The sequence below is a fragment of the Sinorhizobium sp. CCBAU 05631 genome, assembly GCF_002288505.1.
Lineage (GTDB): Bacteria > Pseudomonadota > Alphaproteobacteria > Rhizobiales > Rhizobiaceae > Sinorhizobium > Sinorhizobium fredii_C.
The window spans coordinates 740,526-756,918 of record NZ_CP023064.1; the positions used below are offsets into that span (position 1 = coordinate 740,526).

Below are 16,393 nucleotides of genomic sequence, written 5' to 3' on the forward strand. Positions count from 1 at the left end.
ATGCGGTCTATACCGCGTCCTGGCCGGCGGGAGCCGTTTTCTCCGCAGTCGAACCACGCCGCCTGCGCGCCTGATGGCGGCGGGCAATCTTCGCGCGCACGGCCTTCAATGGCCGCGCCACCTCCTCGGAAAGCGCCTCACGGACGGCGTCGGAGATCACAGAGACAACGAAATCGGCTTGCAGCTCTTCGACCAGTTCGGCGATCGGCGTGCCGTCTTCCCGCCACAGCACGATGCCGATGCGGGCGATCGGCGTGAGGCGTTTCAGCCGGCGCACGATGAATTTCGCATGGCGAAGTGAATCCTGATCGAGGAAAGTCACGAGAATCGCGTTGCGCCCCGGGAAGGGCAGCGCCCGAATGGTCCCGGGCTTCAGGTCGTCATGGCTTGCGGCAGCGACATCCGCCCCTTGGACGCGGATGACCTGGGCGAGCATCGCCGCCGTCACATCGTCGAGTTCGCCGCGTCCGCCGATGCAGAGCACGGATTTTCCGTCTCCGAGTGGCAAGTCATAGTCGTCGCTCTGATCGTCTCCTTCGCCGTTATTTTCGCCGGCCTCATCCTCCTCGTCCTCTTCTTCCTCTTCGGCGGCGATTTCCTCGAGATTGGCGACAAGCGTGCGGGCGCTTTGAGCTATCTGAGCCACCTGCGGCTCGGACAAAGCGCCACGGGTGCGGTCGTGCTCGGCGAGCAGCAGGGCGGGAATTGCGACCGTGTCGTAGAATTCGACGAGATATTTCTCCTCGAGCATTTCTTCGGCGTTGTCGGTCGCCTCGTCCGGATCGCCGGCCAGCAGTCGTTGATAGAGCCGTTCCTTGGGGTCCAGCACCGGCTCGTTGCCCAAGAGGATTTCGAGGAATTCGAACTGCGGGACATGGCGGCCGAGCACGACAAGACAAACGGTGAGCGGCGTCGACAGCACCAGGCCGACCGGCCCCCAGAGCCAGGCCCAGAAAATCGCCGCGACGATGATCGCGAGCGGCGAAAGGCCGGTCCGCGAACCGTAGAGCCAGGGCTCGACGACATTGTTGCTTAGCAGTTCCAGGACAATGAAGAGAGCCGCCGTCCAGAACAGCAGGCTCCAACCCTGAGCGGCGGCGAAGGCGAGAAACAGCGGAAGGACAGCGGCGATGACGGGGCCGATATAGGGGACGAAACGCAGCACGATAGCGAGCATTCCCCAGAGAATCGCATTGGGTATGCCGAGCAACCAGAGGCCGACCGCCAGCGGTATCCCGTAGGTGATGTTCACCACCAGCTGCATGAGCAGATACTGGCCGACACGCGCGGCGGCATCCTGCAGTGCCTCGGTCGTGCGGTGCAGATCGCCATAACCGACAAGCCGGATGAAGCGGTCGCGCAGATCCTCTCTTTCGAAGAGCATAAAGATCACGACAACGATGACGAGACCGGTCGTGGCCAAAGGCCCGAGCAGGGGATTGATGATATTCCTGAGCGTTTCGATCGGGCGTTCAGGAGAGAATATCTCTACAAGAAGCGGTTTCTGCCCGGGTTCCGGTGCAGGGGATACGGGCGTTTCGGGCCTCGGCCGGCTGATCTCCGTGCTGATCCTTTCCACGACGCGGCTGATGCGGTCGAAGATCTGGCTTTCCGAGCCCGCCTCCTTCAGAACCCTGATCTTCTCGATGATGTTGTATTGGTAGGTGGGGAGATTCTGCGCCACTTCGCTGACCTGCACGGCCAGGATGACGCTGAATGCCGAGAGGAACAGGAAGGCTGTCGCGACGGTGACTATAACTGCGACCGAGCGCGGCAAGCCGGCTCTTCTGAGCCGCGAAACCACGGGTGCCAGCGCAAATGTCAGCAGGATCGCGATCGCAAGCGGCAGAAACACTTCGCTGGCGAAATAAAGAACGGCCACCGTCGCCGCCGTCGCGGCAAGCGTTGGAAGCCGGGAAGGCTGCGCGATTGCTGACGACCCTGGCGCGAAAGCGATCTGCAACGATCGGCTGCCGGCCTTGACCTGATCCTGATCGGCTCTCCGAGAAAACCTCAGCATCTTATCCCTATGCCCCCAAAACCATCAGACTGCTTTGTGCATCTCCGAAGGGCCTTGGGCAAGATGAGGCCTACACCACGGCGCTGCCGGCGAGCAGGGCAAGGATCAGGAAGAGCAGGAATATGGCGAGCGCCAGATAGAACAGGATCTTGGCGATCCCGGCCGTCGCCGCGGAGATGCCGGAAAAACCGAGGAAGCCCGTTATCAGCGATATGACCAGGAAAATGAGAGCCCACTTGAGCATGGCGCAACCCTTGTTCGTAGCGTCCTCCTAAGCAAGTAGAGCGGCCATGGACGAAGCCTAGCGTGGCGGCCCGAAAAATCGGAGTCGCTGTAGAGGAGCAATCGCCTGCTACTTGTTCGGCCAGATCTCCTGTTCCCTGCTGACATCGGCGAGGCCCCGCCGCGCGTCCCGGTTACCGGTTGCCGCGGCGGCTTCGAAGATGCGCTTCGCTTCCGCGAAGCGGTTGAGGTTGAGATAGGCATAGCCGCGCAGGACCATCAGGTCGGTACGCTCCGTGGAAATCCGCCGCAACTGATCGAGGAATATCAGGGTTTCTCGGTAGCGGCCGGCGTCGAAGGCGGCGATTGCCCGGTCTGCCAGGATGGCGGTCTGCAGTTCGGCCACGCGGGCACGGCTTTGCGGCGACTTCGTCGCGGCGACGGCCGCCTTGCTTGTCAGTCCGGCGCGAAGATAGGCCAGGCTCTGACCGTAGGCGGCATCCTCCCTCACGGCGGAAGCGGGGGCGCGAAGCGCAACCTCGAAGGCTTGGACGGCTTCAAGCGGACGGTTCATGTCCATCAGGCACCATCCCCGTGCCAACGCCGCCTGCGGCGACAGGCGGCTCGGGTCGAGGGTCTCGCGGCAGGCTATCGTCCTTCGCACGACCTGACGCGGCGCGGTGCCGACCCGCGCGGGCAAGCCGCCTTGTCGGCGGACAACGGCGCCGGCTGGCTGACCGCCTGCCGCTACGTTCGGCTTTGCACCTTGCAGCACCGGCGGAGCCGGCAGCTGAGCGGGTTCCGCCGGCTTCTCCGGCTCGCCCAGACGAGCGATCCGCTCCGAACGGCCCGCCCAAAGCCGCTGGATCTCGGCCGTGCCGGCGGTGTCGCCAAGTTGATGGCGGGTGATCGCCAGACCATAGGCCGACGGCTCGTCATCCGGTTTCCAACTGAGCGCCGTCGAAAACCATTGAAGGGCCGTCTGCGGCTGCCCCAGCGTGCGGGCATACCAGCCGAACTGCTGCGCAGTGGCCGGATCGCGCGCCTTGATGGTCTCCTGCGCTATGCGTTGAAGGACTTCGCCGGTGAGAATCACCGGCGGTTCCATCGCCAGCAGATTGGCGGTTGCGGCCATATAGGTGGCGCGAGCGTCGGCCGAAGCATCCCGCCAGGGATAGAGCACCTTCTCGGCTTCTTCCGGCGCCTTGCGGTCGATCAAGGTGAGCGCCAGGCCTTGCGAGGCGGAGGCGGAATCCTGCTTCTCGCGCGCACGCCTGAACCATTGCTCCGCCGCGCTCATGTTCTTGCGGCGCAGGTGATACCAGCCGAGCAGCAGCGCGTCCGATGCCGTTCCTTGCGTCTCGACCAGCCGTTCGACCCGCTGCAGGTATTTCGGGTCGACGGCGAGCGTCGCGTCATCTTCACCCTCGGCAACGAAGCGGCGGGCGAGGTCGTCGCGGATGCTTTCGAACTCCAGCGTGCCTGATGCGTTGGGTTTCTCGTAGGAAAGCAGTTCCTGGACCATGGCATAGGGCAGGAGAGCTGCTGCCTTCTGCAGCGTCGCGAGCCGCTCCGGTCCGCTGTCGCAATTCTTCAGGATGTAGAGATAGGCGTCGCGCGCCCGTCCTTGGCGCTTCGTTTCCGCAAAAGCTTCGGCGACGCGCCAAAGCACGTCAACCTCGCTGCAGGTGAGCAGGATGGGCGTGCTCGCCCCGACTTGAATGACAGTCTCGTATTGCTTGAGATCGGATGCATTGACGAGCCTTGCCCGGGCCTCGGCGACATCGAGGCGCTCAAGGAGGTCGGCGGGCGGCTGCCAACCGGCTTCTCTCGATCTCCGGTCGGCGATCGCCTTGCGCACCTCGGCGTAGCGGCCTTCCGCATAGAGCTGCCACATGGCTTCGAGCTGCACGTCCTCGTTGCGCGGAACTGCCAGGGGATCCTCGGGAGGGGTCCAATTGGGATAGAGCGCTCTCAGACGCGAAATCTCCGCCTGCAGGCGGGCCGTATCGCCCTGGCTGGCGAAATAGCGCAGCGCCGATTCGTCCACGGCTGCCGGTTCGTCAGGCGGAGGGGTTTCCGCTTCGGACGGCGTCTCAGCCTGGGCGACGTCGCGCGAACCCGGCTCTCTCGCGCCCTTCCGGCTGTCGCCGACGTTACCGAAGGGCACGGCCAGTTCCGGTGCGGCACTGGCGATGAGGTCTCCCAAGCCCTTGCGCAGATGGTTACCGTCGGCGAAGCCGGCGATTCCGATCACCGTTGCGGTGACACCTGCGAAGGCTATGACTGGAAACTTCATAAGCACTCCGGATGCTTTTCCTCCACGAAAGACAACCCCAGCAGGTGCAGGGTCGAAGGGTAGTATTGCGTCGGTTGGAACGCCTTGGCGTCCTCTGGCATCTTCGTGCCTTCGAGCACACAGGCCAGAATATGGTTAATAATTCGATAACCTGGATCCGTCAGCGTCGCGCGCACCGCTCCGCTTTCGAGATCGCGGGTCAGAAGCTCGCCTTGCGGCCCAGAGATCCCACGTTGCAGCCGCAAGAGAAACTCCCGATCTGATTGATCGGCGCGCACGAGGTAAAGGGGAATTCGCAGAGCGTTAAAACCGAACTCTCGCGGAAATCCGGCGGCCGGCTTGAGTGTGGTCTTGGCGCTTACCCAATCGGCCGGCATGTCCTGCGGTCCAAATTTCATGCCCTGGATCATCGTCTTGCCGTCTGCCCCGAGCTCTTGCCATTTCGGCGAAGGGACGAGTCGGTCGAGCACGGGCAGTGCTTCGAACACCCAATAGGAGGGATTGATGACCGGGCCATCGTCCCGGTCGGCGGCTGAAAATCCCGCGACGCCGGGCAATAGCAGCGTGCGCCCGCCATGTTTGACGACGGTCTTGTCGAGAATGGCCTTGGCGATCGTGGCTGCCGCCTGCGAATAATCCCTGCGGCCCCAGCGCTCGGCAGCGAGCGCCAGGCCATAGGCGATCAAAATGTCGCCGTCGGTCGCGTTGTTGATGTCGGTAACATGCGGATCGTTGTCCGGACTCCATTTCCAGGCCGCAAGCCCGTCGTCGCGTAACAGAAGCTCGCGACGGGTGAAGGACCAGATCTGCTCGAAATCGGCCGGTTTGTCTGCCAGGAACGAAAGCAGCAGGCCATATCCCTGTCCCTCGCTGTGGCTGACATTGCCATTGGCGTCGTCGAGGATGCGCCCGCTCGGATCGAGGAACTTCGACTTGTACTGCGCCCAGGCGTCGGCTTTCACGCTTGCCCGCCTTTCATCCGCTCCGACCGGCCCGACAAGCGCCGCCAGAAGGAGCGCGAATATCAACAGGTATCTCATGTTCGGCGCCCCAGTTTACCGAGCAGCACGGCAGTGGCCAGTCCGAGCACGACTGCAAGGCTGACGAGCAGTACCGCATAGAAGAGAATGTTCGTCGAAAGCCAGTTCGCGGCGATCAGCCGGTAGTTCCAGAAAGACGGCGGCTGCGTCTCGATGAGTCTGAAGCGGCGGGCCGGCGTGGCGCTCACCTTGTCGTCCACGGGGTCGTAGACCGCGATGTGCCCCGACACCTCGCTCCACCGCGACGTGTCCGCGATCGCCGCCACCCCCTCGCGCAGCAATGCCGGCGAAGGAGCTGCAACCACTGTCCAGGTGGCGTTCTCGGCCGGATTGGCCGATTGTGCCACCAGCAGAGTCGCCGCTTTCGGCGGCACGAAAGGCGCCTCGGCCTCCGGTATCAGTCGCAGCGAATTCAAGGAAATGTCGAAATTCTCCTTGAGCCAGCTTTCGAAATCGATAATGGCGCTCCGCCAGCCGCCCCCCTTCAGCCGCGTCTGCCACTCGTCCAGCGCCGTCTGTGTGTTGCGCCCCTGGGCAACGTCCTTCGCGCTCCCCCAGGAGGCCTGGCTGACCGGGTCGATCCCGGCCTGCGTCAGCACCATCTTCGGCAGCTGCGGCATGGCGCCGATGAACAGCGCTTGCCTGCCGTCGGCCACCAGCGGATCGGCGATCGTTTCGATCTGCATCGGCCGTCCGCCGGCGACGGCCAGCTTCGCGATAAAGGTGCCAGCCGCGGAAAGCGTGTCGGGGTCGGCTCTGTCGATGTAGAGTGCCACCGGATCGGCGCTGCCGCGATAGGGATAGGCGGAGCCGGACGTTGCCGCGAGGTCCGGGCGCCGTGCGATGCGGGCGAAATCGGGCATCGCGAATTCAGACGTGTCGAACAGGGCAAAGCGCGGTTCGGAAGAAGCCGGCGTCCCGGGCGCGCATGTCTTGTCGGCTTCGGTCAGCAGGACCGCTTCGAGCTCGATGAGATTGGCACCGGGCCGGAAATGCCGCAGCGTCACATTGATCGGAAGGTGACCAAGGATCCCGCCCGCCGACGCTTCCAGGGCGACCGTCGTGGCGATGTTGCCGTTGACATAGACGTCGATCCGGCTTCCGGGACGGACCGCCTCCGTATAGCCGGCATCGAGAAGGATGGTGGCCTCGCCATAGGCGTCGGCATAGAAATCGGATGGGATCGCCACCTGGAGGGCCGTCCGGAACCGCCGGCCGGAGAACTCGCTCGTCGCGACGCCCAGTTCGGAAAAGCGCAGCCGCTTGCCGGAAAACACCAGCGGCGTTTGCGGCAGCCGCCAGCGCTCCGTCTTGATGACGTCGCGCGGGATGTTCGAGGGTTGCTCCGTGGCGGCGGTGATCGTTTCGATCGCCGCCGCCACGGCCGTCCAATCGGGGCCGCTGAGGACAAGAACCGGCGCATGTGCCGTCCCGGTTTCCGCGAAGGCGGCAATCGTGCCGGTCGCCGCCTCGGCGGGCAGCGAGGGAAGCAGGGGCTGGAGTTCCGTTGCGGTTCCGGCAACGATCGTCAGCTCGCCGGGCTTGCCGAGCTCCGGCATGATGCGGCTGAAGACGATGGACTGGGACCGCATGCGCCCGAGTAGGCCGACGCCCTGCGCCAGCCGCATCAGCACCGGTACGCGGCTCGGCTGCTCCAGCGCGGGCGCCACGATATTGAACTGGGTTCGCCCGGTCTCGTTCGTGCCGACGGCCTGAATGTCTTCGATTGCGGTCAGTGCTCGGGGCTCCTCACCCTCGAATGTGATGAAGGCGCTCTCCGAGGCGATCTCTGTCCAGAGTTCGTAGGTCGACTGGATCGTGCAGTCCGTTCGATGGCGGTGGTGCGCGCGGAAGCGGATCTCGTTCTCGCCGGTACGCAACAGGCCGGCGGGAATGTCGTAGCTGCGCTCGTGCGGCCCGTCGGCTGCCTGCACCGCTCCTTCGCCGACAAGCTTGCCGTTCACCAGGACGGACAGGACGGATGCCTCGGGCGCAACGACGATCGCGTTCTGATAGGCAAAGGTCAGCCTGCGGCCGGCTTGCGCCTGCGCCGGCGTGAGATAGAGGGACCAGGCGCGCTCGTCCGCTTCGCCGGCGAGCGACAAGGTCGGAAACGGCAGGACGAAGCGCCGGAACGGCGCTGCCGCCGGGCGGGGCGAGACCGCCTTGGGGCTGCCGGAGCTTGGCGCCGCATCTCGTCTTTGCGGCGCCTCTTCCACCGGCGGTGCGGCACGCTGTTCGGCAGGGCGCTCCCCGGACATGTCGAAGGGGGAGGGCTGTGCAGCCGCCGGCGAGCCGGCCAAGAAAGCCATCAGGAGAGCGAGCACGCGTTTCATTTGCCCGCTCCCGCTTCGGTCTTGATGCTGCGGAAGAAGTAAATCAGGCCGCGGCTCATCTGATAAAGGGCGAGCCACAGGAACCAGAGAGAGCCGCGCACCAGGCCCGGATTACCGCGCCGCAGGCGCTGAAACTCGCTCCACTGCTGCGAGTTCGCAAAGATAAGATCGGCGACGAGACTGTGGTGGCGGGCGATTTCCGGCAGATAGCGGCAGCCGACGATTGTCAGATCGCCCTCGGTTTCGATGTTCCTGATCGAGACCGGCAGCGTTTCGAAGGTACCGTCGCCGCTATAGGGCTGGAAGCGGATCTGCCCCCTGACATCGATCAGCAGTTCGTCGGTGGGTAAGCCGTAGACCTGGACTCGCGCCCCATGCGCCGAAACATTCTCGATCGTTGCCGGATAGGTTTGCTCGCCGAAGGAAAATTCGCAGCGGCGGCTGACTTTCACACGCCGCGAGGCTGCCTTTTCACCCCGCTCGGAAACGACCCCGAGCGCGCAGCCCGCCATGATGAGATTGAGGAGATTCCAGCCGCCGACGACGAGGGTAATGTCCGCCTTGTAAGGCTCCGTATAGACCCGGTAGATGGCGAGCGCCGTGGCGATGAGGAGCACGGCGAAGATGATGAAGAAGGGCCGGCTGATCTCGGAAAGCCGGCTTTTGAGGACGGACTCGTCCTTTGCCGTCACCTTGAACGTCGGCTTGCGCGGGTTGAGCAGAACCGAAACCACCGCCGGCAGCAGATGAACCGTCTGCGCATATTCGTAGAGTTCGGATATCCAGGGCCAGCGGAACGATCCGTATAGGTAGTTCTGCATCGTCAGGTTCACGAGCATGTAGACGAGCGTATAGGCGAGGAATTCGCCGCCGGAGGCGGTGAAGATCTGGAGATCGAAGAACAGGTAGAACAGCGGTGCGAAGAGGAAAATCGTCCGCGAGAACGGAAACAGCCAGAAGAGCGTCGACGACATGTAGCAGAGGCGCTGCGGTATGGACAAACCGCCCTTGAGCAGAGGGAAGCGGAACATCAGGATCTGCATCATTCCCTGCGCCCAGCGACTGCGCTGGCCGATGAAGCTCGCGAATGTCGCCGGCTGCAATCCGGCGATCAAGGGGCGGTCGACATAGACGCTGTTCCAGCCGCGCCCATGCAGTGCCAGCGCCGTCTCGCAATCCTCGGTGATGCTCAAGCCGCTGAAGCCGCTCGTATCCTCCAGCGCCTTGCGCCGGAGCACGGCCGCCGAGCCGCAGAAGAAGGCGGCGTTCCACTTGTCAAGACCGCGCTGGATGATGCCGTAGAACATCTCGTTCTCGCTTGGCATCTTCTCGAAGGTCCTGAGGTTGCGCTCGAGCGGATCGGGGTTGAGGAAAAAGTGCGGCGTCTGCACCAGGAACAGGCGCGGATCGTCTTCGAAATAGCCGACCGTTTCGAGCAGGAAGTCGCGCGCCGGGGCGTGGTCGGCATCGAATACGGCGATCAGCTCACCGTTTGAATTGAGCATCCCGTTGTTGAGATTGCCGGCCTTGGCATGTTCGTTGCGGTCGCGGGTGAGGTAGCGCACGCCGAGATCCTCGCAGAGTCTCTGCAGTTCCCGGTGTCGTGCGGCAGCGCGATGCGCATCGACGAGATTGGTGGAATTGCGCTTCTGCAAAGTGCCGCCGTCGTCAAGCAGCCAGACCGTCAGTTTCTCGGCCGGGTAGTCCATGCCCTTGGCCGCGGCGAGCGTGTTGGCAAGCAGGTCCGCATCCTCGTTATAGGAGGGCACGAAAACGTCGACCCTCGGGTATTTCCCGGGCGTCGCCGAACGGGAGGGCCGCGGCGGAAGCGGCATGGCGACCACGAACAGGCTGAGGCCGAGCATCATGACGCTGTACATTTCCGCCAGGTAAAGCAGGAAGCCCGGAATGAAATTCTCCGGCTGGTTGACAGGCGGCAAGGTGCTCGTCGTGCGCCAGTAGACGTAGCGCAGCACCATGGCACTGCCGAAGGCAAGCGCGATGAGCCGCCATTTGCCGCCTGCGTCCAGGAGCTTGATGAGCCCCATGAACGTCACGACGAGGACGCTTGCGACCAGCTGCGTCTGCATGTTGACGGGCAGCGTGATGAGCGTGACCAGGCAAAGGGATACGACAACCCATGCGGCAAGAGTCGCGATCTTACTCATACATTTGCCTTCCAACAGCGGCGTTCATGTCGCTGGCAATGGTTTACAACACTAGCCGGATCGGACGATTCCATTGGCCCCTTAGCAGGCCCGAGTTAGCGCCCGTTTAAGGGCAGGCCGGCCCTCCCTGCGGTGTGCAAGTCGGCAGGGGGACGACGACGCTGCCTGCCGCGCCGGTGGGACCCGCCGGGCTCGGCAGGCTTCCGCCTGTCTGCGGTGCGGGTAGTGGCGCGACGACCGGCTGGCGCGTCACCTCCGGTATTTCGATCTCAGGCACCGTGCGCGCGGGAGTCGTCACCACTGCGAGTCTCGGGCGTTCGAGCGCGGGTGCCTGGTCCGAAGGCGGCGCCGTCCGGTAGATGGGACTGCCGGTACGTCCGAGCCGGGCGTCGACCGTCGGCGGCGGCCCGTAGGGGTTCCAGGACGGATCGCCGATGATGGTCCCGCTGATCGTATAGGCGTAGACGATATTCAGCAGTTCGTTTTCCGACGCATCGGTCGCACAATAGCGGAACCGCACCTGTATGGTGCCATAGCTGCGCAGAGGCGAGCGCTGGCTTTCCGGCGGACGTATCTGCTGCCAGGCATAGAGGCAGGCGTCGCCGTCGCGCCGCCCGAAGGCATAGCCGAACGGACCGTAGTTGTTCTGAAGGAAATAGGGCGACTGGGCCAGGGGGACGCCCGGAACTGCCCGTCTTGCCTCCCGCATCATTTCCGATGCACGGACGGCCGAATAGGTTGCCGTCTTCTGATCGAGCCCGGCACCTGTCGGTCCGAAGAATGTGGCGCGCAGGTAGTTCTGTCCGGGTGTTGAAGCGGAGGTATGCAAATTGACGTCCTGCTCGACGGCGTTGCCGAAGCGCCGCTCGACCACGTTTAGGATGTCGGGCCCGCCGGGCGGCGGCAGGACGAGCGCGTTTTCCGTCGCTACGATGGTTGCGCCGGTCGGCACGCGGGCACCTTCACGGGCCGTGCAGCCTGCAAGGGACAGAGACGCGAGAACGATCAAACCGACGGCCTTGCCGCTGCACCGCAAACTGGCAACCTCCAACCTTGCCTTACAGGGACGCGCGTCTTCTTGAAACGCGCAAAGGCCGCTGCGGCACATCGAATAGCTACATGTTTCAATAAATCGGCTCGACAAAATGAAACACGCAGCAGGCAGGTAAGGAATGCAGGGGCCGCGCCACCCGCATTCCATATCTCAATCTCATGCCACGACCACGAATCGCGATCGGCCGGCACGCTAGAGATTGCATAGTGCAAGTGGAGGCTTTTTCAAACCCGCGGAGAAGGAGGCACGCAAGGCGGGGCCGTCCAAACGGCGCCCGGGGCCGCCGCGACTGGTCTGCCAGAGGCAGGCCGGTGCCCTTTTTGTCCAAGGAACATTTCTGATTGAGCGCGGTTCGTCGGGAGGGAGATTGAAGCCATGAACGTGCAGTCCGAACGCAGCCAGTCCCTTTGGATGGCAACCGCCGCGGAGCACCGGCCGCAGCTGCTTGCCGCCAATGAGCGAGCCGATGTCGTCGTGGTGGGCGCCGGTATCGCCGGTCTCTCGGTCGCCTACGAATTGTGCCGTGAAGGACAGTCGGTGATCGTCGTGGATCGGGGCGCTCTTGCCCGAGGCATGACGGCTCGCACAAGCGCGCATCTTGCCTCCGTCCTCGACGACTTCTACCACGAACTCATCAGGCTGCGTGGCCTCGAGGAGGCGCGGCAATACTTTCGCAGCCAGGTGGCGGCCCTTGATCGGGTGGAACAGATTCAGGCGTCCGAAAATATCGAGTGCGACTTCCGTCGCCTGGACGGCTATTTGTTCGCGGCGTCGGACGAAGACGTTTCCATCCTGGAGCGGGAGATCGATGCCTGTCACAGCCTCGGCTTCTCCGGCGTCGCCTGGGATGCATTGCCGGGTACTGGGGACGGCGGCGACCGCCGTTGTCTCCGCTTCCCGGACCAGGGACGGTTCCATCCGCTCAAATATCTCGACGGCCTCATCCGCTGCATCGAACGCGATGGCGGACGCCTATACGCAGAGACGCCAGTCGTAAGTGTCGAAGAGAAGGACGGCGAAACCATTGTCCGCACACGGGAAGGCCGCGAAATCCGCGCGCGAGCGGCGGTGATCGCGACGAATTCGCCGATCAACGACTGGATCGCGGTTCACACGAAGCAGGCACCATATCGCACCTATGTAATTGCCGGCCGAGTACCAAGCGGCGCGGTGGTCGACGCGCTGTACTGGGATACGCTGGACCCGTACCACTATGTGCGCCTGCAGCCGTCAGGCGCAGACCATGACTGGCTGCTTGTCGGCGGCGAGGACCACAAGACCGGACAGGTCGACGACCAGCCGGAGCGGCTAGCGAGGCTCACCGAATGGGCAAAGTCGCGCTTCCCGCAGATCGGCGATCCGGAATTTGCGTGGTCCGGCCAGGTCATGGAGCCAGTCGACCACCTCGCCTATATCGGCCGAAATCCCGGAAACAACAACGTCTTCGTTGTGACCGGCGATTCCGGCGAGGGCCTGTCGAACGGTGTCGCCGGTTCCTTGATCCTGCGCGATCTTGTCATGGGCCGTGAGAATATCTGGGCCGGCATCTATCAGCCCAGCCGGATCTCGATCGGCGCAGCTGGCGAGTACATTTCTGAAAACCTCACCATGCCGGCCAATCTCGCCGAACATCTCACTGGCGGGGAATTGTCTTCGCTCGACGAATTGAAGCCCGGCGACGGCGCCCTCATTCGTCGCGGCACTTCAAAGCTTGCCGCCTACCGCGATGACGGCGGCGAACTCCATGTTCGATCCGCGACTTGTACCCATGCCGGCTGTGTCGTGCACTGGAACAGTTTTGAGAGGTGCTGGGACTGTCCATGCCACGGCTCCCACTTTTCGGTGGATGGCGAGCCCCTGAACGCGCCTGCCTTCACGCCGCTTGCGGCCGCTGACGAATAGGCGCCGCGGCGGGACCGCCATATCTTCCGGCCATGAGTGGCCCCCCGGAACAACCGGCCGCTTGAGCCGTTCGAAGCAGGCTGTTTGACAGGAAACCGGAACGGCGAGACGCCAAGTGCGCGATAAACTCGACTATGATTGCATTGTTGTCGGTGGTGGCCCTGCCGGCCTGGCGGCAAGCGTCTATCTGGCGCGCCTCAATCGGCATGTGGTCGTCGTCGACGAGGGGAATAGCCGCGCTTCTCTCATTCCGCGCTCTTACAATCATCCAGCCTTCCCGGATGGCGTCCCGGGTCAGGTGTTGCTCGACCGTATGCATGATCAAGCCGGCAAGTTCGGAGTCGAGCGTCTCGCCGCCCGTGCCGATCTGCTGGAGCGGGTAGCGGACGGCTTTCAATGCAGAGTGGCCGGCCGCCTTCTCGGGAGCCGCGCGGTCATCTGCGCGACGGGCCTCCTCGACGTTCTTCCGCCCTGGCCGAATGCGAAGGAACTCGTGCGGAATGGCAATCTCAGGCTATGCCCGATCTGCGACGGGTATGAGATCAACGGCGCACCGGTGGTCGTCATCGGCAACAACCGGCGGGCGCTGAAGGAAGCCGCATTTCTGCTGTCGTTCACCGACGACGTGACGGTGGCGACCTTGGGCGCCGAACCCGAGGGCCTGACGCCTGCGGACATCAGGCCGCCCATCCGGCTGCTCACCGCCCGATTGGCCCGGCACGCGCCCGTTCCCGAAGATCGCATGGCATTGGAATTCATGGGAGCGGCAACGATGGAGGCGGTGGCGGTCTATTCGGCGCTTGGCTGCAGGCCTCAGTCCCTCCTGGCGCAGGCAATCGGAGTGAAGCTTGACGAGGAAGGGCGGATACCGACCGATCGGCATCAGCGAACCGATGTCCGGTTCTTCTACGCGATCGGCGATGTGGTGACGGGCCTAAATCAGATGGGAGTCGCCATGGCGCAGGGAGAGATCGCCGCGGTCACCGCGCACAACGATCTGTCGGAGGCTTTCGGCAATCCTTGAGCGGGGTACTCGTCAGGGCCTCGCGCTCACGCGGGTGAAAGACGCCGCGCCAGGCCGATCTTCTCGAGTGTCGTTCGCAGCACCGCATCAAAGGCGACCTTCCTCCAAAGCTGCCGGTAACCGAGGCGTTGATAGAGTTCGAGCGCTCTCGCATTCGCAGCGGCCACTTCGATGTGCGCTTCGCAGTATCCGCGCTCCAGGATTTGTCTTTCGAGCGCTCTCACAAGCGCCGATCCGGCGCCTCGACCCTCGAATGCCGGAGCCACCCAGATGTCGCTGATCGTATTGTCCGCGTGCTCGCAGGCCCCGATGCCGGCAGCCTGGCCTTCGACCTCGGCTACCAGGACCTTTGACCGCATGTCCCGTAGAAATGGCAGGAACGGGTTATCCTGCTCGACCGCCAGCGCAACTTCCGGTGGGATGAGCGGCTTTATCCCCTTACACCAGGCCGAGAGCCCCAGCCGGGCAAGAGCCTCCACTTCGTCCGCTAAAGCCGGGCGCACGACAATCATGTGGTCTGTCCCTCCCGATAAGCGCCACGCCGCCGCTCACCACTCTATAGCGGGCCGGGCGATCATCAGCCAGAAAATCCCGAGGACCGCAGCAAAGGCCGGAAAACCGAAGGCGAACCACAGGTGAAAGAGCCGATAATAGCGTTTGGGCAATGGCTGCCCACCCTTGCTCGCGGCCTCGGCGAGCCTGCGCATCTCCATCTGCATCCAAACGACCGGCAGCCAGAATGCACCGGTGATCAGGTAGAGGAGGATCGACAGCAGGATCCAACCTTCCGTCAGGGAGTAACCGACATGCCAGGCGAGCGCCACCCCCGTTATCGGCTGCAGGACGACGGCGGTGGCGGTGAACAGGAAGTCGGCCAGGACAACGATGCGCGCAACCGAAGCGATCGTCTCGGCACGACCGGTGCGATGCGCCACCAGCATGAAAAACGCGATGCCCGCGCCCGTGCCCAACAGCACGGAGGCCCCGATGATGTGCAGGTACTTGAGAACGAAATAGAGCATCAGCGCTCCTCCAGGATCGCCAAGGCGGCGAGGTGCAGCACGATGATCGGCCAGATCTTCATCAGCGGGCCGAGCGGTTCATTCCACAACTCAGGGAGTAGTATCGTCCCGGCCAAGGCGTAGAAAAGGGAGAGGCCGATCGCACCGTAGAGCCCGGCGCGGCTCGTTCGACGAACCGCAATGGCAAGTCCGATGACGATGTCTGCGATCGCTCCGGCGACGACGCTGGGGCCAGCAAGCACCCCCGCGCCGGTGCGCTCCATCAGGTCGATGCCGATCTGGTAACCGGTCGTCAGCGATATGACGCCGGTAGCGATCCAGAACAACGACAACACGACGAAGATGACCGGCTTCAGGAGGTAGAGCCTGGCAAACCATCTTTCCTGAACCGTAACCGGCGTTCTCGCCAGCGCCACCGAGAGCGCGGTCGGTTCTATCCCGGTATTCTCCGACCACGCCCGGATGTCGCCCACGGCACCGCGGGTGATCTCCTTCTGCGCCGTGCTGCGCGTCGGCGGAAGCCAGCCGAGTGCCCCGGCGAGATCGCTGAGCTTATAGAGGAGGCCTGCGAGCGGAGCGGGTATGTTGAGGATGCGGGCAGGGCTCCAGCCAAGCCAGTGCCGGTAGGTTCTCACGACATCTTCGAAGGAGAGGGGCCCCGGCCCTGCTATCTCCAGGATCAGTCGCTTGGGGGCACTCGGATGGACGAGCATCTCGACGGTGCGTGCCACGTCTTCGAGGCGCACGACCTGGAGCAGCCCGGTATTCGGCATGATCGGCAGGACGGGCAAAGCCGCCAGCCCACGGATGAGCGCACTGACGCCAAAGGCGCCGGGGCCGAGCACAACGGAAGGGCGCAGAATGACCCAGTCGAGGTCCCTGGCCATCAGCGCCTCGTCGCCTTCGAGCTTGGTGCGCGAAAAGGGGGAAGGTTGCTGCTTTTCTACGCCCATGGCCGAGAAATGGATGACGCGGCGGACACCGGCCTGTTCGCAAGCTTGAAACAGGGCGGAGGGACCGCGGATATGGACGCCGGACGTATCGTGACCCGGCCCGTCCTGGAGTGTGCCTGCGCAATTTACAACGGCGGCTATGTTCAACAGATGCGGCAGCCAGTCTTCGGGCCGAACCGCTCGGGCAAGATCGAGTTCCACGGTTTCGCCGGTCTTTGACAGCGAAGAGCCCGGTCGAACCACGCGTACGACCGTCATGCCGCGCTCGAGAAGCTTCGCGCAGACGGCAGAGCCGATCAGCCCCGAAGCCCCTATTACAAGGACTCTCATCCTTCCCCCTTCTGTCGCCGGCG

12 protein-coding genes are annotated in these 16,393 nt (G+C 63.7%); 2 read left to right on the forward strand and 10 right to left on the reverse strand.

From position 1 onward, the window contains the following. Positions 1-7 precede the first annotated feature (7 nt). From SS05631_RS23065 to bcsN, 7 genes are all read right to left on the reverse strand, one after another. The gene (locus SS05631_RS23065) at positions 8-2,020 is read right to left on the reverse strand and encodes an AI-2E family transporter (protein WP_037425576.1); all 2,013 of its coding nucleotides are present in this window, start codon (positions 2,018-2,020) and stop codon (positions 8-10) included. 70 nt (positions 2,021-2,090) lie between these two features. Next, positions 2,091-2,264 carry a DUF1328 domain-containing protein gene (locus SS05631_RS23070; protein ID WP_018237251.1) on the reverse strand — a complete coding sequence of 58 codons (174 nt, stop codon included), beginning with the start codon at positions 2,262-2,264 and terminating at the stop codon, positions 2,091-2,093. A 108-nt stretch (positions 2,265-2,372) separates the two neighbouring features. Next, complete coding sequence (locus SS05631_RS23075; RefSeq protein ID WP_037425574.1) at positions 2,373-4,541, reverse strand: tetratricopeptide repeat protein; 2,169 nt, start codon at positions 4,539-4,541, stop codon at positions 2,373-2,375. Then, positions 4,538-5,581, reverse strand: a complete 1,044-nt coding sequence (locus tag SS05631_RS23080; protein ID WP_037425573.1) for a glycosyl hydrolase family 8 — start codon at positions 5,579-5,581, stop codon at positions 4,538-4,540. Before SS05631_RS23080 ends, SS05631_RS23075 begins: the two co-directional genes overlap by 4 nt. Continuing rightward, positions 5,578-7,917, reverse strand: coding sequence for a cellulose biosynthesis cyclic di-GMP-binding regulatory protein BcsB (locus SS05631_RS23085; protein ID WP_037425570.1), 2,340 nt, complete (start codon positions 7,915-7,917; stop codon positions 5,578-5,580). The genes SS05631_RS23080 and SS05631_RS23085 overlap by 4 nt, the downstream gene beginning before the upstream one ends. Beyond that, entirely contained in the window at positions 7,914-10,085 is a 2,172-nt protein-coding gene (bcsA, locus tag SS05631_RS23090; protein WP_095678072.1) for a UDP-forming cellulose synthase catalytic subunit, read from the reverse strand. Before bcsA ends, SS05631_RS23085 begins: the two co-directional genes overlap by 4 nt. A 106-nt stretch (positions 10,086-10,191) precedes the next feature. Then, on the reverse strand, positions 10,192-11,121 hold the full coding sequence (gene bcsN, locus SS05631_RS23095) for a cellulose biosynthesis protein BcsN (RefSeq protein WP_037425534.1): 930 nt from the start codon (positions 11,119-11,121) through the stop codon (positions 10,192-10,194). Positions 11,122-11,514: 393 nt separating this feature from the next. Between bcsN and SS05631_RS23100 the strand changes: the two genes are divergently transcribed. Next, complete coding sequence (locus SS05631_RS23100) at positions 11,515-13,041, forward strand: FAD-dependent oxidoreductase (protein ID WP_037425531.1); 1,527 nt, start codon at positions 11,515-11,517, stop codon at positions 13,039-13,041. Positions 13,042-13,156: 115 nt separating this feature from the next. Continuing rightward, positions 13,157-14,065, forward strand: coding sequence for an NAD(P)/FAD-dependent oxidoreductase (locus SS05631_RS23105; RefSeq protein ID WP_037425528.1), 909 nt, complete (start codon positions 13,157-13,159; stop codon positions 14,063-14,065). A 26-nt stretch (positions 14,066-14,091) separates the two neighbouring features. On the opposite strand, the gene SS05631_RS23110 is transcribed toward SS05631_RS23105, so the two are convergent. The 3 genes from SS05631_RS23110 to SS05631_RS23120 are packed head-to-tail and all read right to left on the reverse strand — an operon-like array spanning position 14,092 to position 16,370. Further along, complete coding sequence (locus tag SS05631_RS23110) at positions 14,092-14,577, reverse strand: GNAT family N-acetyltransferase (protein ID WP_037425525.1); 486 nt, start codon at positions 14,575-14,577, stop codon at positions 14,092-14,094. 36 nt (positions 14,578-14,613) lie between these two features. After that, complete coding sequence (locus SS05631_RS23115; RefSeq protein WP_037425522.1) at positions 14,614-15,087, reverse strand: DUF2269 family protein; 474 nt, start codon at positions 15,085-15,087, stop codon at positions 14,614-14,616. Beyond that, positions 15,087-16,370, reverse strand: a complete 1,284-nt coding sequence (locus tag SS05631_RS23120) for an SDR family oxidoreductase (protein ID WP_037425519.1) — start codon at positions 16,368-16,370, stop codon at positions 15,087-15,089. The genes SS05631_RS23115 and SS05631_RS23120 overlap by 1 nt, the downstream gene beginning before the upstream one ends. Positions 16,371-16,393 lie beyond the last annotated feature (23 nt).

What these genes read in the sequence shown, in the direction of transcription:
- SS05631_RS23065 (WP_037425576.1), bottom strand. Translation starts at nt 2,020, where the DNA reads ATGCTGAGGTTTTCTCGGAGAGCCGATCAGGATCAGGTCAAGGCCGGC.
- SS05631_RS23070 (WP_018237251.1), bottom strand. Translation starts at nt 2,264, where the DNA reads ATGCTCAAGTGGGCTCTCATTTTCCTGGTCATATCGCTGATAACGGGC.
- SS05631_RS23075 (WP_037425574.1), bottom strand. Translation starts at nt 4,541, where the DNA reads ATGAAGTTTCCAGTCATAGCCTTCGCAGGTGTCACCGCAACGGTGATC.
- SS05631_RS23080 (WP_037425573.1), bottom strand. Translation starts at nt 5,581, where the DNA reads ATGAGATACCTGTTGATATTCGCGCTCCTTCTGGCGGCGCTTGTCGGG.
- SS05631_RS23085 (WP_037425570.1), bottom strand. Translation starts at nt 7,917, where the DNA reads ATGAAACGCGTGCTCGCTCTCCTGATGGCTTTCTTGGCCGGCTCGCCG.
- bcsA (WP_095678072.1), bottom strand. Translation starts at nt 10,085, where the DNA reads ATGAGTAAGATCGCGACTCTTGCCGCATGGGTTGTCGTATCCCTTTGC.
- SS05631_RS23100 (WP_037425531.1), top strand. Translation starts at nt 11,515, where the DNA reads ATGAACGTGCAGTCCGAACGCAGCCAGTCCCTTTGGATGGCAACCGCC.
- SS05631_RS23110 (WP_037425525.1), bottom strand. Translation starts at nt 14,577, where the DNA reads ATGATTGTCGTGCGCCCGGCTTTAGCGGACGAAGTGGAGGCTCTTGCC.
- SS05631_RS23115 (WP_037425522.1), bottom strand. Translation starts at nt 15,087, where the DNA reads ATGCTCTATTTCGTTCTCAAGTACCTGCACATCATCGGGGCCTCCGTG.
- SS05631_RS23120 (WP_037425519.1), bottom strand. Translation starts at nt 16,370, where the DNA reads ATGAGAGTCCTTGTAATAGGGGCTTCGGGGCTGATCGGCTCTGCCGTC.